Annotated in this window: 17 protein-coding genes, 1 pseudogene and 2 riboswitches; of the genes and pseudogenes, 11 read left to right on the plus strand and 7 right to left on the minus strand. The window is 66.1% G+C overall.

From position 1 onward, the window contains the following. Positions 1–179: 179 nt before the first annotated feature. Positions 180–638, minus strand: coding sequence for an Lrp/AsnC family transcriptional regulator (locus tag MRY84_RS04365; RefSeq protein ID WP_060986837.1), 459 nt, complete (start codon positions 636–638; stop codon positions 180–182). Between the two features lie 357 nt (positions 639–995). On the opposite strand from MRY84_RS04365, the gene MRY84_RS04370 reads away from it, so the two are divergent. From MRY84_RS04370 to MRY84_RS04400, 7 genes are all read left to right on the plus strand, one after another. Next, positions 996–1,967 (plus strand): TRAP transporter substrate-binding protein, encoded by a 972-nt coding sequence (locus MRY84_RS04370; protein WP_291504531.1) that lies wholly within the window; start codon positions 996–998, stop codon positions 1,965–1,967. 152 nt (positions 1,968–2,119) lie between these two features. Then, positions 2,120–2,614 carry a TRAP transporter small permease gene (locus MRY84_RS04375; RefSeq protein WP_291504532.1) on the plus strand — a complete coding sequence of 165 codons (495 nt, stop codon included), beginning with the start codon at positions 2,120–2,122 and terminating at the stop codon, positions 2,612–2,614. Continuing rightward, the gene (locus MRY84_RS04380; protein ID WP_291504533.1) at positions 2,611–3,888 is read left to right on the plus strand and encodes a TRAP transporter large permease; all 1,278 of its coding nucleotides are present in this window, start codon (positions 2,611–2,613) and stop codon (positions 3,886–3,888) included. Before MRY84_RS04375 ends, MRY84_RS04380 begins: the two co-directional genes overlap by 4 nt. Before the next feature lie 9 nt (positions 3,889–3,897). Further along, positions 3,898–4,005: riboswitch (glycine riboswitch) on the plus strand. 13 nt (positions 4,006–4,018) lie between these two features. Then, positions 4,019–4,140: riboswitch (glycine riboswitch) on the plus strand. A 45-nt stretch (positions 4,141–4,185) separates the two neighbouring features. Beyond that, positions 4,186–5,331 carry a glycine cleavage system aminomethyltransferase GcvT gene (gcvT, locus tag MRY84_RS04385; protein WP_291504534.1) on the plus strand — a complete coding sequence of 382 codons (1,146 nt, stop codon included), beginning with the start codon at positions 4,186–4,188 and terminating at the stop codon, positions 5,329–5,331. 93 nt (positions 5,332–5,424) lie between these two features. Then, positions 5,425–5,799 carry a glycine cleavage system protein GcvH gene (gene gcvH, locus MRY84_RS04390; protein ID WP_291504535.1) on the plus strand — a complete coding sequence of 125 codons (375 nt, stop codon included), beginning with the start codon at positions 5,425–5,427 and terminating at the stop codon, positions 5,797–5,799. A gap of 139 nt (positions 5,800–5,938) precedes the next feature. Further along, a complete protein-coding gene (gene gcvP / locus MRY84_RS04395; RefSeq protein WP_291504536.1) occupies positions 5,939–8,851 on the plus strand; it encodes an aminomethyl-transferring glycine dehydrogenase in 2,913 nt (970 codons plus the stop codon). A gap of 14 nt (positions 8,852–8,865) precedes the next feature. Next, positions 8,866–9,477 (plus strand): Crp/Fnr family transcriptional regulator, encoded by a 612-nt coding sequence (locus MRY84_RS04400; protein WP_291504537.1) that lies wholly within the window; start codon positions 8,866–8,868, stop codon positions 9,475–9,477. Between the two features lie 12 nt (positions 9,478–9,489). Here the strand turns inward: MRY84_RS04400 and MRY84_RS04405 are convergent, their stop codons facing one another. Together MRY84_RS04405 and soxC are read right to left on the minus strand one after the other, a co-directional pair. Then, positions 9,490–10,137, minus strand: a complete 648-nt coding sequence (locus MRY84_RS04405; protein WP_291504538.1) for a cytochrome c — start codon at positions 10,135–10,137, stop codon at positions 9,490–9,492. Next, entirely contained in the window at positions 10,130–11,380 is a 1,251-nt protein-coding gene (gene soxC, locus MRY84_RS04410) for a sulfite dehydrogenase (RefSeq protein ID WP_291504539.1), read from the minus strand. Before soxC ends, MRY84_RS04405 begins: the two co-directional genes overlap by 8 nt. Positions 11,381–11,597: 217 nt before the next feature. Here soxC and MRY84_RS04415 point away from each other — a divergent pair, with 217 nt between their 5' ends. The 4 genes from MRY84_RS04415 to MRY84_RS04430 all read left to right on the plus strand — a co-directional run bounded on the left by MRY84_RS04415 (position 11,598) and on the right by MRY84_RS04430 (position 15,943). Then, entirely contained in the window at positions 11,598–12,011 is a 414-nt protein-coding gene (locus tag MRY84_RS04415) for an FKBP-type peptidyl-prolyl cis-trans isomerase (RefSeq protein ID WP_291504540.1), read from the plus strand. Between the two features lie 150 nt (positions 12,012–12,161). Next, on the plus strand, positions 12,162–13,235 hold the full coding sequence (locus tag MRY84_RS04420; protein WP_291504541.1) for a MerR family transcriptional regulator: 1,074 nt from the start codon (positions 12,162–12,164) through the stop codon (positions 13,233–13,235). A 49-nt stretch (positions 13,236–13,284) separates the two neighbouring features. Then, the gene (locus tag MRY84_RS04425) at positions 13,285–14,571 is read left to right on the plus strand and encodes an acyltransferase family protein (RefSeq protein ID WP_291504542.1); all 1,287 of its coding nucleotides are present in this window, start codon (positions 13,285–13,287) and stop codon (positions 14,569–14,571) included. Then, positions 14,561–15,943, plus strand: a complete 1,383-nt coding sequence (locus MRY84_RS04430) for an MFS transporter (RefSeq protein WP_291504543.1) — start codon at positions 14,561–14,563, stop codon at positions 15,941–15,943. Before MRY84_RS04425 ends, MRY84_RS04430 begins: the two co-directional genes overlap by 11 nt. A gap of 17 nt (positions 15,944–15,960) precedes the next feature. Here the strand turns inward: MRY84_RS04430 and MRY84_RS04435 are convergent, their stop codons facing one another. The 4 genes and pseudogenes from MRY84_RS04435 to MRY84_RS04450 all read right to left on the minus strand — a co-directional run. Next, the gene (locus tag MRY84_RS04435; RefSeq protein ID WP_291504544.1) at positions 15,961–16,779 is read right to left on the minus strand and encodes a cytochrome c oxidase assembly protein; all 819 of its coding nucleotides are present in this window, start codon (positions 16,777–16,779) and stop codon (positions 15,961–15,963) included. After that, the gene (locus MRY84_RS04440) at positions 16,770–17,159 is read right to left on the minus strand and encodes a hypothetical protein (RefSeq protein WP_291504545.1); all 390 of its coding nucleotides are present in this window, start codon (positions 17,157–17,159) and stop codon (positions 16,770–16,772) included. Before MRY84_RS04440 ends, MRY84_RS04435 begins: the two co-directional genes overlap by 10 nt. After that, positions 17,156–19,690: a cytochrome c oxidase subunit I gene (gene ctaD / locus MRY84_RS04445; RefSeq protein ID WP_291504546.1), complete on the minus strand. Its 2,535-nt coding sequence runs from the start codon at positions 19,688–19,690 to the stop codon at positions 17,156–17,158. Before ctaD ends, MRY84_RS04440 begins: the two co-directional genes overlap by 4 nt. Continuing rightward, a pseudogene (locus MRY84_RS04450) lies at positions 19,687–19,956 on the minus strand (cytochrome C oxidase subunit II); the annotation flags it as partial. The gene ctaD and the pseudogene MRY84_RS04450, both read right to left, overlap by 4 nt.

The raw sequence follows: 19,956 nt of genomic DNA on the forward strand, positions 1-19,956 counted from the left end.
GTGCACCGGGCCGGTCCCGCCAACGTGTTACGAGGTTGGGACAGCACGGCCCAGAAACATTGTGCAGCCGCACAGCCCACACCGGCCCACGGCGCGGCCACAGAAGCGCCGCAGATCCCCGCTGAGTCGCCAGCTTTCTGCAAGGAAAGCAGGACACCGCCGTCTACCCGGCACCCTCGTTACCCCGCGAACAGGGGCAGGTCTGCTTTCTTGAGCGTGCGCAGCACGAAGCTGGAGCGGCTGTGGCGGATGCCTTTGATCTTGTAGAGCTTTTCGCGCAGCAGGCGCTCGTAGTCCCGGGTGTCCTTGACGACGATGCGCAGCAGGTAGTCGTAGTCGCCAGATACCAGATGCGCCTCGATCACCTCCGGAATGCTGGCGAGTGTCTCGCCAAACTTTTCCAGTGTGTTGTCGGAATGGCTGTCGAGCGTGACCTGCACCAGCACCGTATCGGCCAGGTCCAGCGACTGCGGATTGATGCGCACGGTGTAACCCTGGATGACACCGGCCTCCTCCATCTTCTTGATGCGGCCCCAGCACGGCGAAGGACTCAAGCCCACGGCCTGCCCGATCTCTTGCAAGCTGGCGCGGGCGTTGGCCTGCAACACCGCGAGAATTTTTCTATCAAGTCGGTCCATCGATGCAATTATTCAACAAACCATCCATACTCAGAAAATTATTCTGCAATACTTAAAATTTGCGCGAAATTCAGAAAATTCACCTCCACACCAGAGCGCATACTTCTTCCATCAAGGCGCTCTTACCGGAGCGCACAAATTGACAAGGCCCCGGCTGGTTACCGCCAGCACGGGGCCCTTGGCATTCCGACGCTGGCGTGGCGTTCGTGGGTCCGCAATTAATAAGCACGCTTACCAGCACAAACCCGGATACGGGGGGACATGTCGGAACACCATAATTTGCTGAAGATGGCCGGCCGTCACACAACGCCCCCAGCGTGGTCGTCCGCGCCCTATCCCGAATCCAAAGGAGACACCATGCAACTGACCCGCCTCGTCGTCGGATTGAGCCTCGCGCTCGGCTTTGTGGCCACCGCGGCCGCGCAAACCACCATGCGCATCAGCATTTCGACGGCCCAGAACTCCCACCAGGGGATCGCCATCGACACGTTTGCCAAGGAAGTGGAAAAACGCACGGGCGGCCGCTACAAGGTGCAGACTTTCTACAACGGCGCGCTGGGCGGCGAGCGCGAGTCCATCGAGGCGGTGCAGCTGGGCACGCAGGAGCTGGCCTTCAGCTCCACCGGCCCCGTGCCCAACTTCGTGCCCGAGGCGCGCATCTTCGACGTGCCCTTCCTGTTCCGCGACAAGGCGCATGCGCGCGCGGTGCTCGACGGCCCCATCGGCCAGGAGATGCTGACCAAGTTCGACAGCAAGGGCTTCAAGGCCCTGGCCTGGGCTGAGAACGGCTTTCGCCACATGACCAACAGCAAGCGCGCCGTGAACACGCCCGAAGACCTCAAGGGCCTGAAGATGCGCACCATGGAGAACCCGGTGCACATCGCCGCGTACAAGGGCTTTGGCATCATCACCACGCCCATGGCCTTCCCCGAGGTGTTCACCGCCCTGCAGCAGGGCACGGTGGATGGTCAGGAGAACCCGCTGCCCGTGATCATCTCGGCCAAGTTCGACCAGGTGCAAAAGCACCTGACGCTGACGGGCCACGTGTATTCGCCCGCCATCTTCCTGATGAACAAGGGCGCATTCGACAAGCTCTCGGCCGCCGACAAGCAGGCCTTCATCGATGCAGCCAAGGAAGGGACCAAGGCCAACCGCGCCCGCGTGGACGAGGACGATGCCAAGGGCGTGGCCGACCTGCGCGCCAAGGGCATGACGGTGGTGGACAACCCCGACAAGTCCAAGTTCGTGGCCGCGCTGGCACCGGTGAATGCCGAGTTTGAAAAGCAGTTCGGCAAGGCGGCGCTGGACAAGATCCGTGATTTCAAATAACGCCGCCCGGGCGCAGCGGATGGCAGCAACGCTTCATATTCGATAGCATCCAACGCCCGCAGACAAAGCGCTGCGGGCTTTTTTCATTTGTACCCGGTTTCACCCTGTCTTTGTTCCCGCTTCACCTGTGCTGGCCCGTGCGGCCAAAGCCCATGAAAAAAACTTTCCTCCTGTTTGAACACTGGACCACGCAGGCCGCACTGCTGGGCGCATGCGCCATGCTGGTCGTGGCGGCCACTCTGGGCATGTTTCAGATCGTCACGCGCTTTGTGCTGGAGCAGCCCGCCGAATGGACCGAGGTGCTGATCCGATTCAGTCTGATCTGGATGGTGTTCCTGGCCATCCCCGCCGCCTTCCGGCAGGGGGCCATGGTCAGCGTGGACGTGCTGTACCGCTGGAGCCCGCCTGCCCTGCGCCGCGTGCTGGACGCGGTGGTGAGCCTGGCCGCTCTTGCGCTCATTGTGGTGATCGTGTGGTTCGGCTGGGACTATGCCCGACGAGGCGGCGTGCAGTCGATGGCCGGGCTGGAATCCGTTTCGATGTTCTGGGCCTATGTGGCCATGCCCGTGGGCGGGCTTTTCAGCGCCATCGGCATCGTGGGCAACTGGCTTGATCCCCAGCGCCATGAACTGGAGACCGCGCAATGACCGCCACCATGCTCGTCACCATGGTGCTGTGCTTTGCACTCACCGTTTCCGTGGCCGTGTCCATCGGGCTCGCGTCGATCCTCGGCATCCAGGTGTCCAACGCCAACATGCTGATCTCGGTGAAGGAAATGTTCGCCTCAATCAACAAATTTCCGCTGGCGGCGATTCCATTCTTCATCCTGGCCGGCAACCTCATGGAGACGGGCGGCATCTCGCGCCGCCTGGTGGAGTTTGCCAAGAGCATCGTGGGCGGCGTGCAAGGCGGCCTGCCCATGACCTGCGTGCTCACCTGCATGATCTTCGCGGCGGTATCGGGATCGTCGGTGGCCACCACGTTTGCGATTGGCGCCATCCTCATCCCTGCGCTGATCAAGCATGGCTACCCCACCAGCTATGCGGCGGCTCTGCAGGCCACCAGTGCCGAGCTGGGCGTGATCATCCCGCCCTCCATTCCCATGATCCTGTACGGGGTCAGCGCCGAGGTGTCGATTGGCGAGCTGTTCATCGCTGGCTTTGGCCCCGGCATTCTGATCAGCCTGGCACTGATGGCCTTTGTGTGGGCGTATTGCAAGTACAAGGGCTGGGGCAAGAACGATGGCGATGGCCGCATGCCGTTCGGCAAAGCCGCGCTGCAGGCGGGCTGGGCGCTGCTGATGCCGGTCATCATCCTGGGCGGCATCTATGGCGGCGTGTTCACCCCCACCGAGGCCTCGGCCGTCGCGGTGTTCTACGCGCTGGTCGTGGGCGTGCTGATCTACCGCGAAATCAAGTTCAAAGACCTCTTTGCCATCCTGCGCAAGTCGGCCATCTCCTCGGCGGTGATCATGTTCATCATTGCCAACGCGGGGCTGTTCGCGTTCCTGATTACCCGTGCCGGTGTGCCGGACGCGATCGGCCACTGGCTGGAGGCCGTGCTGCAGTCGCCTGCCATGTTCCTGCTGGGTGTGAATGCCGCCCTTTTCATCATCGGCATGTTCATCGAGACCAGCGCCGCCATCATCGTGCTGGCCCCCATCCTGGCGCCGGTGGCCGTGCACTTCGGCGTGGACCCGGTGCATTTCGGCTTGATCATGGTCGTGAACCTGGCTCTTGGCATGATCACACCGCCCTTCGGCGTGAACTTGTTCGCGGCCTGCACGGTGGCCCGGATTTCGCTGGACCGCATCGTGGGCCACCTGCTGCCGTTCGTCTGCGTGATTCTGGCGTGCCTGATGGTCATCACCTACATGCCCGGCATTTCGCTGAGCCTGCGTGACCTGGTGTACGCCAAGTAGGCATTACAATCGCGGCCGTCAGGAGAGAGTGCCCCACCTTCGCAATGAAGGCAGCGCGGCACCGCCGAAGGCGCAGGCAGCAGCCGAACGCTCAGGCAAAAGGACTGGCAACCGCCCGCAGCGATGCGGGCGTTCCCTTGCTGGAGAGAGGCGGCCCGCAGCATGCGATGGCCGTCCACCGAAGGAGCAAACCGCACGGCCAGCCAGGGCGCTGCGGTGAATCTCTCAGGTAAAGCGGACAGCAGGGCAAATCCCGCGATCCATGGGTCGCGGCCACCATTTGCCCCGGAGTCCGCCTTGTCCGCCACCAACACCTCTTTGCTCACCACGCCCCTGAACGCCCTGCACATCGAGCTGGGCGCCCGCATGGTGCCTTTTGCAGGCTATTCCATGCCCGTGCAATACCCTGCCGGCCTGATGGCCGAGCATGTGCACACGCGCACAGCAGCCGGCCTGTTCGACGTGTCGCACATGGGCCAGCTCAAGCTCATCGGTGCCGATGCCGCTGCCGCTTTCGAAACGCTGATGCCCGTGGACGTGATCGACCTGCCCGTGGGCAAGCAGCGCTACGGCCTGCTGCTGACCGACGAAGGCACCATCATCGACGACCTGATGTTCTTCAACCAGGGCGTGGTGGATGGCGAGCCCACGCTGTTCGTCATCGTCAACGGCGCCTGCAAGGTGGGTGACATCGCCCACATCCAGACCCGCATCGGCCAGCGCTGCAAGGTGGTGCCCATGCCCGACCACGCCCTGCTCGCGCTGCAAGGCCCGCAAGCCGTCACCGCCCTCGCCCGCCTAGCGCCCGGTGTAGAAAAACTGGTGTTCATGACCGGCGCCGCATTCAACATCGCGGGCTGCGACTGCTTTGTGACCCGCAGCGGCTACACGGGCGAAGACGGCTTCGAGATCTCGGTGCCCGCAGCCCAGGCCGAGACGCTGGCCCGTGCCCTCCTGGCCCAGCCCGAAGTCAAGCCCATCGGCCTGGGTGCGCGCAACTCGCTGCGCCTGGAAGCCGGCCTGTGCCTCTATGGCAACGACATCGACACCACCACCACCCCGCCCGAGGCCGCGCTGAACTGGGCCATCCAGAAGGTGCGCCGCGCTGGTGGCGCGCGCGCGGGCGGCTTCCCCGGTGCCGACAAAGTGCTGGCACAGATCGACACCCCCGCCAGCCTGCAGCGCAAGCGCGTGGGTCTGGTGGCGCTGGAGCGCGTGCCTGTGCGCGAGCACACCGAGCTGCAAAGCACCGACGGCCGCAAGATCGGCGAAGTGACCAGCGGCCTGCTGGGCCCCACCGTGAATGAGCCCGTGGCCATGGGCTATGTGGAGGCTGCCCACGCCGCCATCGGCACGCGCGTGAACGCCATCGTGCGCGGCAAGCCCGTGCCCATGGAAGTGCGTGCCATGCCCTTCGTTCCCGCCAATTACTACCGCGGTTGATTTCGCGCACGGCAGCGCATACAGCGCACATTTGCCACGTTCGCCCGCTACATTGCTGATTCCTTTATTTACCCGTTGCTTGAGGAGCACCCCATGACCGTCAAATTTTCCAAAGAACACGAGTGGATCAACGCCGCTGACGCGGCCGCTGCCGTGGTCGGCATCACCGTGCACGCGCAGGACGCGCTGGGCGATGTGGTGTTTGTGGACCTGCCTGAAGTGGGCAAGACCTTTGCGCAGGGTGACGTGGCCGGCGTGGTCGAGTCCGTGAAGGCCGCGGCCGATGTGTACATGCCCGTCTCCGGCGAGATCGTGGAAGTGAACGAGGCCTTGCGCGCCGACCCTGCCCTGGCCAACAGTGATCCGCTGGGCGCCGGCTGGTTCTTCAAGGTCAAGCTGTCCGATGCTGCGCAGCTCGGCGACCTGATGGACGAGACCGCCTACACGGCCTTTGCCGCCAACGCCTGAGCGGCGCCTGACTCCACGGTTTTTCAAAAACCATAGCTGCCAGCGCTTGATTTTCCTGGCTTTCAAGCAAAAATCCTCTGAAACCAATACTTAGCAAGCGCTGACAGCTCTTTTTTTTATAGCACAACGAACGCCCGCCATGACCGCCGCCCTGCCCTCCTCCTTGCCCTTGTCCGCGCTGGAGAACGCCGCCGAATTCCTGCCTCGCCACATCGGCATCGACGCAGCGGATGAAGCCCACATGCTGTCCGTGATCGGCGAGGCCTCGCGCCGCGCGCTCATCGACTCCATCGTGCCGCGCTCCATCGCGCGCAGCCAGGCCATGGACCTTCCCCCGGCCACCACCGAGGCGGCGGCGCTGGCCGAGCTCAAGGCCATTGCGGGCAAGAACAAAGTGCTCAAGAGCTTCATCGGCCAGGGCTACTACGGCACGCACACGCCGGGCGTCATCCTGCGCAACATCCTGGAGAACCCCGCCTGGTACACGGCCTACACCCCCTACCAGGCCGAGATTTCGCAGGGCCGCATGGAGGCGCTGGTCAACTTCCAGACCATGGTGTGCGACCTGACCGGCATGCCCATCGCCAATGCCTCGATGCTGGACGAAGCCACCGCCGCGGCCGAGGCAATGACGCTGGCCAAGCGCTCCGTCAAGAGCAAAAGCAACGTGTTCGTGGTGGCGGGCGACGCACATCCGCAAACCATCGAAGTCATCCAGACCCGCGCCCAACCGCTGGGCATTGAGGTGAAGCTGGCCAACTCGGCCGAGGAATGGAACACCCTGCTGGCGGGCGACTACTTCGCCGTGTTGGCCCAGTACCCCTCCACCAGCGGCCGCATCGACGACCTGCGCGCCGATGTGGAAACGGCCCATGGCAAGCAGGCTGCCTTCATCGTTGCTGCCGACCTGCTGGCCCTGACCCTGATCACGCCCCCGGGCGAGTTCGGCGCCGACATCGTGGTGGGCACCACCCAGCGCTTTGGCATGCCCATGGGCGCGGGCGGCCCGCACGCCGCCTTCATGGCCTGCCGTGACGACTACAAGCGCAGCCTGCCCGGCCGCCTGGTGGGCGTGAGCGTGGACGTGCACGGCAAGCCCGCCTACCGCCTGGCGCTGCAGACGCGCGAGCAGCACATCCGCCGCGAAAAAGCCACGTCCAACATCTGCACGGCCCAGGTGCTGCCCGCCGTGATCGCCAGCATGTACGCCGTGTACCACGGCCCCGAAGGCCTCTCGCGCATCGCCCAGCGCGTGGCCAGCTACACCGCCATCCTGGCCCAGGGCCTGAAGCAGCTGGGCGCCCCCGTGCGCGAGCACGCCACCTTCGACACGCTGAGCCTGCACACCGGCGACGCTACCAAATCCATAGCTGCCCGCGCAGTATCCATGGGCGCCAACCTGCGCATCTACTTTGAAGAGTACCTGTGCATCTCGCTGGACGAGACCACCACGCGTGCCGACATCGAGCTGCTGTGGAAGATCTTTGCCAAGGACGGCCAGGCGCTCCCCACGTTCGACGCGTTTGAAAACGGCGTGGAGCCGCTGATCCCGGCCGCGCTGCGCCGCACCAGCCAGTACCTCACGCACCCCGTGTTCAACACCCACCACTCCGAGACCGGCATGCTGCGCTACATCCGCCAGCTGTCCGACAAGGACCTGGCGCTGGACCGCAGCATGATCCCGCTGGGCTCGTGCACCATGAAGCTGAACGCCACCAGCGAGATGATCCCCATCACCTGGCCCGAGTTTGCCCACATGCACCCCTTTGCGCCGGCCGACCAGCAGCAGGGTTACCGCGAGCTGGACGAACAACTGCGTGCCTGGCTGTGCGAGGCCACGGGCTACGCCGGCATCAGCCTGCAGCCCAACGCGGGCAGCCAAGGCGAATACGCCGGCCTGCTGGCCATCAAGGCCTACCACGAGTCGCGCGGCGAGGGCCACCGCAACATCTGCCTCATCCCCAGCAGCGCGCACGGCACCAACCCGGCCAGCGCGCAGATGGTGGGCATGCAGGTGGTGGTGACCGCCTGCGACGCCAGCGGCAACGTGGACCTGGCGGACCTGAAGGCCAAGTGCGAGCAGCACAGCGGCAACATCGCCTGCGTGATGATCACCTACCCCAGCACGCACGGCGTGTTCGAAACCCAGGTGAAGGAACTGTGCGCCCTGGTGCACAGCCACGGCGGCCGCGTGTACGTGGACGGCGCGAACATGAACGCCCTGGTGGGCGTGGCCGCGCCTGGCGAGTTCGGCGGCGACGTGAGCCACCTGAACCTGCACAAGACCTTCTGCATTCCCCACGGCGGCGGCGGCCCCGGCGTCGGCCCCGTGTGCGTGGTCGAAGACCTCGTGCCCTTCCTTCCCGGTTTGCCCGGCCAGGGCGACCAGCCCAAGAGCCCCGCGCAAGGCCAGGTCGGCCCCGTGAGCGCCGCGCCCCTGGGCAACGCCGCCGTGCTGCCCATCAGCTGGATGTACATCCGCATGATGGGCGCCGTGGGCCTGCAGGCTGCGACCGAGACGGCCATCCTGAGCGCCAACTACATCAGCGCGCGCCTGAAGGACCACTACCCCACGCTGTACGCCAGCGCCAACGGCCATGTGGCCCACGAGTGCATCCTGGACCTGCGCGGCCTGAAGGAGACCAGCGGCGTGATGGCCGAAGACGTGGCCAAGCGCCTGATTGACTACGGCTTCCACGCGCCCACGCTGAGCTTCCCCGTGCCCAACACGCTGATGGTGGAGCCCACCGAGAGTGAGACGCTGTTTGAGCTGGACCGCTTCATCGACGCGATGATTGCCATCCGCGAAGAGATCCGCCAGATCGAAGCGGGCAAGCTGCCGCAGGACAACAACCCGCTCAAGAACGCACCCCACACGGCCGAGAGCCTGCTGGCTGGCGAATGGGCCCGCCCCTACACCCGCGAAGCCGCCGCCTACCCCGTGGCCGCCCTGCGCAGCAACAAATACTGGTCGCCCGTGGGTCGCGTGGACAATGTGTGGGGTGACCGGAATCTGTCCTGCAGCTGCATTCCGGTTGCGGACTACGCCTGAAACGGCGCAAAGCATTGAGCCCCTCACCCAGCGTCTGCGACGTATGCCAGCCGAGCGCGCTGGAGGCGTTGGTGCAGTCCGAACCGGCCTTGGCCGCGCTCTGGCACGCGCTGCCGCGCCGCCCTTTCAGCGCAGGCACACTCCTGCAGCGTGCGGGCGAGGCCAGCACCCGGTGCTGGCAGTTGCGCAGCGGCGTGGTGCGGCTCTTCTATCTGAATGAGGAAGGCACCGAGCGCAACCGCTCCTTCCATGGCCCGGGCAAATGGGTGGCGGGCAGCCTTCCACCGCTGGTATTGCCCAGCCCGTATGCCATCGAAGTGCTCGTGGCCGCCGAGGCCGTGGAGCTGCCCTATGCCACCTTGCAGCAGTGGCAGGACGCCTTCCCGCAGATCGGGCCCGCGCTGCAGGCGGCGTTGGGCTGCGTCTTTGAGCAAAACGCCCGGCGCGAAGCCGAACTGCTGAGCCACCCACCCGAGGTGCGCTACCAGTCGTTCCTGGCCACCCACGGCGACTTGGCGCCGCTGCTGCCGCAGCACCATGTCGCCAGCTACCTGGGCATCTCGCCGGTGTCGCTGTCGCGCATACGCGCGCGGCTGGGCCTGGTCGAGGCGCCGCGCGGCGGCTGACACGCTCAAGGTTCACCGATCCAGCGGCCACGCGCTGACCGTTCGATCCCGCCCCGGCATCACCACCTGAGGAAGGCTCTCGCGGTCCATCACCGCATGGGCTGGCACCAACCCGTTGCAATGCAGCAAATGCGCCGTGACGGCATATACCTCCTCGTCGGTCAGGCTCTTGGGTGCGTGCATCGGCATGCCCCGACGGACATAGTCGAAAAGCGTGGTGGCGTAGGGCCACATTGCACCGACCGACAGCACCTGCAAAGGGTATTTGCGCACCCGCAACGGCCGCAGCAGGTCGTTCCAGGCGATGAATCCGTCGGAGCCCACCAGGCGCGAAGCCGGCCCTTCGATACCCTGGGCGCCATGGCAGGCAGCGCAGTGCATGACATACAGCCGCGCACCTTGCTCCACACTGCCCCGGCCCGGTGGCAGGTTGCGTCCGTCGGGGAAGATGGTGATGGCATAGCGCTCGGCCTCGGCAGGCGACAGCGGCAACCCCAGGCCCACGGACGCGGTTGCCGGTGCGGGCGCGGGTGGCGATGTGCCCTGGGCCCGGATCGTGGCCCCATACCCGAGCAACCCCACCAGCATCGCAATGGGCACGCCCAGGCGCAGGCAGGCGCGCGCGGCCGGTCCGATCTTGCAACAGCGGCCATCACGCATAAACGTTCTCCACCCGGCCATCGGCCTGCACGCGCCAGGCCTGCACCGCGTTGTAGTGGTTGAACGAGTGCATGGCATAGCGGCGCTTCCACTCGCTGCGCAGCGGCTGCGTGCGCCCGTGTTCGTCGGTAGCGCGGCTCATCAGGTCGGCACGGCGGCCCGTCCACTTCCAGGGCAGGCTAAAGCGCGTGAAAGCACGGTCCAGCACCGGCCCGTGCAACTGCGCCGCGGCCCAGGTGCGGCCACCGTCCACCGATACGTCAACGCGGGCAATGCGGCCATATCCGGACCAAGCCAGCCCGCCGATTTCGTAGAAGCCGTGGGGCTCGGGCATCGTCTGCCGGCCCGAGGGATGGGTAATGACCGACTTCACATCCATGTGGAAGGCAAAGCGTTCAATCCGTCCATCGGCCAGCACCTGGGTGTACATGCCAGATTCGTCCTTCGTGTACGCCGGCGCGTCGGTCACTTCCAGCCGGTGCAGCCACTTGATATTGACGTTACCCTCCCACCCCGGCATGAACAGGCGCATGGGGTAGCCCTGCGAGGGCCGCAGCCGCTCGCCGTTCTGGAACAGCGCGACCATGCCGTGCTCCAGCAAGGCCTTGAGCGGCAGGCTGCGGCTGTGAGAGCCGCCATCGGCCCCTTCCGCGACCACCCATTGGGCGCTGTCTTTCAAGCCTGCTTCATGCAGCAGGTGCGCCAACGGCACACCTGTCCATTCGGAACACGACACCTCGCCCGCAATCTCGCCGAGCGTCTGGTCCAGCGCCGTGGGCGACAACGCGTTGGCCGCCGAGTTGCCCGCGCACTCGAGGAAATGCACGCGGCTGACCATGGGATAGCGCATCAGCCGCGCCACATCGAAGCGCAGGGGTTTGTCGACCAGTCCATGCAGCCGCAGCTCGTGCCGATCTGGGTCGATGTCGGGCATACCGTTGTGGTGGACCGCAAAGTGAAGCCCGCTCGGGGTGATGATGCCGCGCTGATGCTGCAGCGGCGTGCGCCACCCTGCAAACCCCGAAACGTGGGACACCGAGCGTTGCACGGCCGATTCATGGGGTGATGGCTGCCCGTAGGCCAGATCTGCGCCACCCGGAAGCGACATCGCGCGGGGAAGCCGCGCGGCCAGGGGCTCCTGCGCATTCGGCATCTGCTGCGCCGCCGCAATGCCACCGCCTGCGGCCAGCGCGCCAAGAAACGTCCTGCGCGCGACTTTGCCAGCGCCACTGTGTGAAAACATCCGATTTCTCCGCATAAGCACGCGGCACCCATTGGCCGCAGGGCCAGTGTCCCGGCGCGGGCCGCCGCGCGCATTAACCCTTGTTAACGGGCTTGCGGTGGCAGCGCGGCAGTGCGGGCACAAAACACCCTTAAACTGGCGCGCCGCTTGCAGGACAGTCCTGCGGGAGGCCCCCGTACTTCTCGCCACTTCCCTCACCAAAACTCCAAGTAATCTCATGCGCATCGCCTCCGTGCTCCTGCTCGCCAGTCTGCTGGCGGCCCCTCTCTCCTCGGTACATGCACAGGCCCCAGGCCCCGTCACCACGGCCAGCGGTCTCGTCTATGAATCCCTCAAGGAAGGCTCCGGCGAATCGCCCAAAGCCACCGACACCGTGAAGGTGCACTACAAGGGCATGTTCCTGGACGGCAAGGAGTTCGACAGCTCGTACAAGCGCGGGGAGCCCACGTCGTTCCCGCTCAATGGCGTGATCCCGTGCTGGACCGAAGGCGTGCAGCGCATGAAGCCGGGCGGCAAGGCCAAGCTCACCTGCCCGCCCAGCATTGCGTACGGGGCCCGGGGCGCGGGTGGCGTGATTCCCCCCAACGCCACGCTCAACTTCGAGGTCGAGCTGATCTCCGTTGGCAAGTGACGTGAAGGCCCCCCTGAGTGGCCTGCGGCACCTTCCTCCCCAAGGGAGACGCAGCCCTCGCAGCGGGGCGGCCCTTGCTCGGCTGCCCAGACACGAGCAGCGTCAATGGTGCCGCTCAGTGGGCCTGCCAATGCCTCTTAGGCGGCTCTCGTGTTGTTAAGGGTCGGTGATCTCGCGCGGCGCACCGGCCTCACGGTGCGCACGCTGCACCACTACGACGAGATCGGGCTGCTCAAGCCTTCAGGCCGCTCCGACGCGGGCTATCGCCTGTACAGCCAGGCCGACGTGCAGCGCCTGCACGGCATCCAGACGATGCGGCAGATGGGCTTGGCCCTCGGCGACATTGGCGAATTGCTGGCGGGCGATGCTGTGGCGCCCGAGCGCATCATCAACCAGCAGATCCGCGCGCTGGACCAACAAATCACTCAAGCCACCGAACTGCGCGGGCGCCTGGCCATGCTGCGCGACGGCCTCATGGCCGGCGCCGAGCCTGACATGGGCAACTGGCTCGAAGCGCTGGCACTCATGACCACCTACGGCAAGTACTTCAGCGCCGCCGAGCTCAAGCAGATCTTCACCAACTGGAGCAGGATCGAAGCCGACTGGCTTGTGGTCAAGGACCTGGTGCAAAGCGCCATGGACCGGGGGCTGGCGCCGGACACACCCGAAGTCCAGGCCCTGGCCTACCGCTGGATGGCCCTCATGCTGCATTGGATGGGGGGTGACATGGATCTGCTCGAGCGCTGGGGCCACATGTTCCGCACCGAGCCCAGCACGCAGGGGCGCAACCACGCGCCGCCCGGGCACATGATCGAGTACATCGAAACCGCGATCAAACTGCGCATGGCGGTTCTGGAGAAATACCTGAGCCGCGACGACCTGCGCATACTGGGTCACGTGCCCTACACCGACTGGGCGACGCTGGAAGACACTGTCCAGCAGTTGCTGGCCCGGGGCTGCCCACCCCAGCACCCCGACGCGGCAGCGGCCGCGCTGCAGTGGGATGCTTTGCTCAACCAACTGACGCGCCACAACGCCGCGCTGCGCGAGAAGTTGTTCACTGCATCCGCCCAGGAGCCCCTGCTGCAGGCGGGCGCTCCGCTGAGTGCGCCGGTGCGGGCGTATCTGCTCCAGGCGCTGGTCCACGAGAGCGCGTCGACGGCAGCGGCGCTCCAAGCGCCACGAAAAGCGTCAGCCAAGGAAAAAAACGCAGAAAACCCTTGACCCTCACGCAACGTGAGGCATGACAGTCGGTCTTCTGATGGACCGACCCATGACTGCTGACCTCTCGCCTTCCCCTCCGCCCGGCGCCGAACCTCCGTCGCGCCTGCACGCGCTGGACCACCTGCGCGCCACCATGATGTGGCTGGGCATCGTGCTGCACGCGTCCGTGCTGTACATGGCCATGCCATCACCGCTTCCCTGGCACGACGACCGATCCACGCCGGTGGCCGACCTGCTCGTGGCCGTGATCCATGCGTTTCGCATGCCGCTGTTTTTCATGCTGGCAGGCTTCTTCGTGGCCTTGCTGGTACAGCAGCGTGGCCTGGCCGGTATGGCGCACCACCGGCTGCGGCGTCTGGGCCTGCCGTTTGCAGTGTTCTGGCCCTTGCTGTTCGCCGCCACGGCCCCGCTCGGGTTGCTGTTCCTGCACCGCATGGCACACGGCACCTGGGGCCTGGACCGCTCGCTGCTGCCCCGCGGCCCCAACGTGCCGCAAGGCCCGCCCACCATGCATCTCTGGTTCCTGTGGATGCTGCTGTGGCTGACCTTGCTCACCACACCGCTGCGGGCGGCGGCCCGAGCCTTGCCTGCAGCCTTTGCCCGCGTCCTGCTGCGGGCCACGGCCTGGCTGGGCGGGTCGCCACTGGGCCTGCTGGTCCTCACGTTACCACTGGCGTACGTCGGCGCCCACTACGACCACGGCATCGTCACGCCGAGCGGTTCGTTCCTGCCGCCCCTGGCGGAATGGGTCCACAACGGCTTGTTCTATGTGTTCGGCCTGTGCCTTCATGCACATCGGCGCGTGTGGCTGGCGCGCTATGAGCGGCATTGGCCGGTGTTCGCCGGTCTTGGCCTGTCTTGCTTTGTACTGACCGGACTCCTGGCGCAAGCGCTGGCCCAGCCCGAAGCATCGGTGGTTGCGCTGGTGATGATCACGGGCGCGTTCACCGACCTGCTGGCTGCACCTGCACCCGCCACGCGGCACCTGCACTTCTGGATGGCGCTGGCGTACAACGGCGTGTCTTGGCTGTGGAGCTTCGCCCTGATCGGCCTCTTCCTGCGGCATGTGTCCCAGCCCCGCGCGTGGTTGACGTATCTGGCAGACAGCTCGTACTGGGTGTATCTCGTGCACCTGTCGTTGACCATTGGCTTTGGCGCACTGCTGTACGGCGTGCCCCTGCCCGCCATCGCCAAGATTTCTCTGAACGTGCTGGCGACCACGGCCGTGTGCCTGGTCAGCTATCACTTTTGCGTTCGCTCCACCGCGGTAGGCCAGTTGCTCAATGGTCGCCGACACCCCCATCACACCCAAGGAAAACCGGCCCATGCCTTCTGAGACCTCTACCCGCGACAATCCATCGCCACGCGCACACGCCAGCGGGGCCCCACACCACGCCGGGCTTGACAACGCACGCGCTGCCTTGTTCAAGGACAGCAACTTCCGCTGGATGACCGGCGGCGCGTTCCTGTCGATGCTGGGCGACCAGTTCACGCTGATTGCCCTGCCCTGGCTGGTGCTGCAGATGACCGGCGACACCCTGTTGCTGGGCACGGTTCTCGCGCTCATCAGCATTCCGCGTGCCCTGTTCATCTTGATCGGCGGCGCACTCGTCGACCGGCATTCGCCCAAGCGAGTGCTCATGGTCTCCAAATACGTCAACCTGGTCCTGCTGGCCACGCTGGCGGGGCTGGTGCTGGCGGGCATGCTGACGCTGTGGATGGTCTACGCGCTGTCCCTGGGCATCGGCCTGGCCACGGCTTTCAGCATCCCGGCCGGTACGGCCATGATGCCGCACGTGGTGGCGCGTTCTCAGCTGCAGGCAGCCAACGGCGTGAATCTGGGCCTGCGCCAGCTCACCATGTTCCTGGGGCCCCTGGCGGCAGGCTTGCTCATCGCACTGTTTGGCGATGCGGCGGCCTCGGGCACCGCCAGCGGAGCAGAACAGGCACGCGCAAACGCCACAGGCATCGGCCTGGCCTTTGCACTGGATGCACTGAGCTTTGCCGTCTCGGCCTGGACGTTGTCGAAGGTACAGGCCCATCCCTCCATGTTGGCGTCGGCTTCGGCGGCACCGCAACCGGTGTGGACGTCTGTACTGCAGGGCCTGGCGCACTTCTGGCGCGACCACGAACTGCGCACCTGTTTCCTGTACTGGAGCGCCGTGGCCCTGTTCATCATGGGTCCCATTCATATCGCGATTCCGGTGCTGGCCAGCAGCACGCCCCAGCTGGGCGCCGCGGCCTTCGGCACGATTGTGGGCGCGCATGGAGCAGGCACGCTACTGGGCATGGTGCTGTCCGGCATGCTGCCGCGCATGCGCATCGGCAGCCTGGGCATGACCATCCTGGCGTTCGACGCAATCATCGGCGCGCTCTTCATCCCCATGGGCCTGATCACCGCCGTGTGGCAAGGCGCCGCGCTGATGCTGGCCATCGGCCTCCTGGGCGGTTTCATGCAGGTGAGCGTCTTCACCTGGATCCAGCAGCGTGTGCCTCCGGCGCTGCTCGGCCGTGCGATGAGCCTGTTCATGTTCATCTTCATGGGCCTGGCGCCCATCTCAGCAGCCGTGACGGGCTGGGTGATGAAGAGCATCACGCTCACCCAATTGTTTGCTGTCAGCGGCGGCACGCTGATGCTATTGACTGCCCTGGCTCTGGTGCTGACGCCCATGCGCCGTGTGGCCGACGCAGCCCCGGCGGCGCGGTGAGCCCTGGCATGGAGCCATCAACGGTGAGGCTGCAGCAGCGCTTCAGGCACGGGGCCTCGCTGGTCCAGCCAGCGGTATCCTGCCCAGGCAGCGGCGGCCAGGTACACGATGCCGCCCGGTATCCACATCACCAGGCCGGCCAGCTGCTGGTCCCACAGCTCGCGGGACTCGCTCCAGTAAAGCGGCACACGCGCGAAGGTCAACAACGCCCCCAGCAGGCCCGTGTGCGCCACGGTGAACAGCAGCGCCAGCGCAGCCTGTAACACCGCCTTGCGCCCTGGCCGCAACACGGCCCACCAGAACAGCCAGCCCGTGAACCAGAAACTGGCGTGCTCCAGAACGTGCCAGCCGTTGTGCTGCACGGCCGCCATGTAGGGTGCTGGTGCGTGCCAGATCCAGATCGCGGCGGCGTGCAGCAGGGCGCATGCCATCGGTCGCCGGGCCAGACGCAGCAAGGCACGCCAGGCCGGGTCGGCCGCACGGCCCCACGCAGCGCGCCACTGCGCCAAGGGCCGGGCCAGGACCAGCGCGGGGGCCACCACCACGATCAGCAGCATGTGCTGCACCATGTGCCACGCCGTACTGCTGCCAGCCCAATCGTCAAAAGGTCCAAACAGCGCCAGCCCGGCCACGAGCATGCCTCCATGAAAAAGCGCGCGCCGCACCGTTGCCGGCGCCCTGCGCACGGCCCCCAAGGCATAGCTGAACCATGCCACCGCAAACAAGGCTTGCGACAGCCAGATCGGCCCCTGCCCGCTGTCGCCAGTCCAGGCACTGCCATGGGCATGCGCCACGGGTGCGGCAGCGGCCAGTGCTGCAGCGGCAACTAAACGCATGGCGGGACGACGAGCAGCGGCAGCCCGACCACCAGGGTGGAGACGGCGCATGCGCCGTACAACAGCGCCGCCGCGGGCGCGACAAAGCGCGCGAGCGGTGCATCCTCCGCCTCATCGCCACCTTGCCGCCGGGCCGCCCGCGCCGCGATGGCGGCCGCCGCTGCAAAGCCCGCCAGGAAAGCCAGGGTCCCCACCCCCAGCAGCACGTTGATACTCGTGAAGGCACCCTGCTGCGCGGGCGGAGGAGCCACGGCGCAGCCAACGCCCTGCGCCGCATACAGCAGGGCAAACCACGCGAGCCACAACGCAAAGCCCAGCACCAGGTGCAGTGGGTGCGGCTGGCTCAACCATCGAAAGGGACGCCTGGCGCCGCGCTTCATGGCTGCGCTCCGAACGCCAGCGGCAGCACGACCATCACAAGCCAGGCAACAGCGGCGGCGCCTGCCGTGAAACGCCACCACAAGGCCACCACCACCGGTTCATAGGGAGCCCGCAGCCCCACGTAGCCCAAGTGGACGCGCCACGCCTGCAACGCCGACATCACCGCCGCAAGCGCCGCATGCGCCAGCAGGAACCACAGCGTGAAGCAAAGCACCGCGTCGTGCGCATTCTCGCGCGGCTGCAATTGCGCCGATGCCAACAGTCCGACCAGACCCGCGCCAGCCAACCCCGCGCAAGCGCAAGCCGCCAGCAGCCGACCAGCCAGGCCGTGCTCTTGCCCCTTGCGCAATCGCGCCACACACCGCTGCATGACCCCTGTGCCCACGGCCAACGCCGCTGTCACGGCGAGCAGCGGCCACACGCCCAAGGCCGAGCGCTCGGGCGGCTGCCACAGAGGTGCAGCCGTCCAAAGATAGAGCCAGCCAAACAGCAGCGAGGTGAACAGCGCGCCGTCAGCCAGCAGTGTGAGTCCCATGCCCCACAGGCCAGGGCCGTCAAAGGTGCGCGAGTGCAGCTGGAGGCCCTCGGGCAGGTCGTGGGCCTCACCCGCCGCCGCGCTGGGGTGCGCGCCGTTCTCCCACGACCAGCGCAGCAAAACCGCCAGCGCTGCCAGCGCCGCCACGCCAGCCAGCACGTAGGCCTTGAGCAGCAACGCAATGCACACCACCGACAGGATGGCCCCGGCCGCAAGAGGCCACCAAGAATTGCCCGGCAGGTGGATCACCTCGCGCGGCTGCCCGGTGATCGGGTCGGACCCCAGAGTTTCGCGGCGGCCGTGGGCAGCATGCGGCAGCGCATGCATCCCGGCGGCAATGGTGTGGGGCAAGTCCGGCTGCATCCAAAGCGGATGCCGCGTGTGCAGCGTGGGCAGGCTGGCAAAGTTGTAGGCGTGCGGCGGCGTGGCCGTGGCCCACTCCAAGGTGTCGGCGCCCCAGGGGTTCGCGCACGCCTTGCGGCCATGGCGAAAGTGCAACGCCAGGTCCAGCAGCACAGTGGCGACACCGAACGCCATCACAAAGCTGAACACGGAGGACACGAGGTTGGGCCCGTCCCATCCCAGGCCGGGCTCGTAGGTGTAAACGCGCCGGGGCATGCCCAGCAGCCCGGTCCAGTGCATGATGAGGAACGTGCCATTGAAGCCGATGAAGCTCAGCCAGAAGCCCGTCTTGGACAATCGCTCGGACGGCATGCGCCCGCTGAAATGGGGCAACCAGTAATACACCCCCGCCAGCAGTGGAAACACCATGCCCCCCACCAGCACGTAGTGGAAATGGGCCACTACGAAGTGCGTGTCGTGCACCTGCCAGTCAAAAGGCACAAAGGCCAGCATCACCCCGGTGAGGCCGCCAGCCACGAACACTGCCAAAAAGCCCGCAATCCACAGCATGGGCACGGACCACACCGGCCGGCCGGACCACAGCGTGGCGATCCAGGCAAACACCTGGATGCCGGTCGGAATGGCCACCAGCATGCTTGCCAGCGAGAAGAACGCCTGCGCCATCGCGGGAATGCCCACCGCGAACATGTGGTGCACCCAGAGTCCGAAGCTCACGAACCCGATGCTCACCAGCGCGATGACCACCCACCGGTAGCCCACCAGCGGGCGCCGTGCAAACACCGGCACGATGGTCGAGACCACCCCGGCCGCGGGCAGGAAAATGATGTACACCTCGGGGTGGCCAAACAGCCAGAACAGGTGCTGCCAGAGCACAGCGTCGCCTCCGCGGGCGGGATCGAAGAACGCCCAGCCCGCCGCGCGCTCCAGCTCCAGCAGGATGGAGCCCAGGATCAGTGGGGGAAATCCCACGATGATCATCATGGAAGTCACCAGCATCGACCACGCAAAAATGGGCATCTGGTGCAGTGCCATGCCCCGGGCCCGCGTGCGCAGGATGGACACGGCAATCTCGATGCCCGCGGCCATGGTGGAGATTTCGACGAACGTCACGCCCAGCAGCCAGAAATCGGAGTGCAGTCCGGGCGAGTAAACGTCGCTGGACAGCGGCGTGTACATGAACCAGCCCGCGTTGGGTGCCAGGCCCAGAAACAGACTGCTGGTCAGGATGATGCCGCCGAACAGGTAGCACCAGTACCCCAGGGCAGAGAGCCGCGGAAAGACGAGGTCACGGGCTCCCAGCATCTTGGGCAGCAGGTAGGCCGCCAGGCCCTGCAGCACCGGCACGGCGAACAGGAACATCATCATCGTGCCGTGCATCGTGAAGGCCTGGTGGTAGGCCTCGGCGCCCATGAACATCTGACGCGGTCGGGCAAGTTGGGCCCGGATCAACATGGCGAGCAGCCCCGCAATCAGAAAAAACACGCCCCCCGTGACCATGAAGCGCAAGGCCACGCTGCTGTGGTTGACGATGCTCAGCGCCCGCCAGCCCCTGGGATTGCCCCACACGCGTTCCATCTCCACGTGCAGGGCCTGGACGTCGCGCGGCGCACCGGTGGCGGTGGGCTCGCTCATTCGGCGGGCTCCTCGAAGTGCCCCGGCGCAGCCGCCTGTGCGGCCAGCCAGACCTGAAAGTCGGCCGGCTCCATGGCCACGACCGTGAGCGCCATTCCCGCGTGCCCGAGGCCGCAAAACTCGGCGCACTGGCCGCGGAAGGTGCCGGGCTCATCGGCCTGCAGCCGCACCACGGGCGTGCGTCCGGGGATGGCGTCGAGCTTGCCGCCCAGTCGGGGAACCCAGAAAGAATGGATCACGTCACGGCTGCCCGTGCGGAAATCCAC

The sequence above is a fragment of the Acidovorax sp. genome, from assembly GCF_022763525.1.
Lineage (GTDB): Bacteria > Pseudomonadota > Gammaproteobacteria > Burkholderiales > Burkholderiaceae_C > Acidovorax.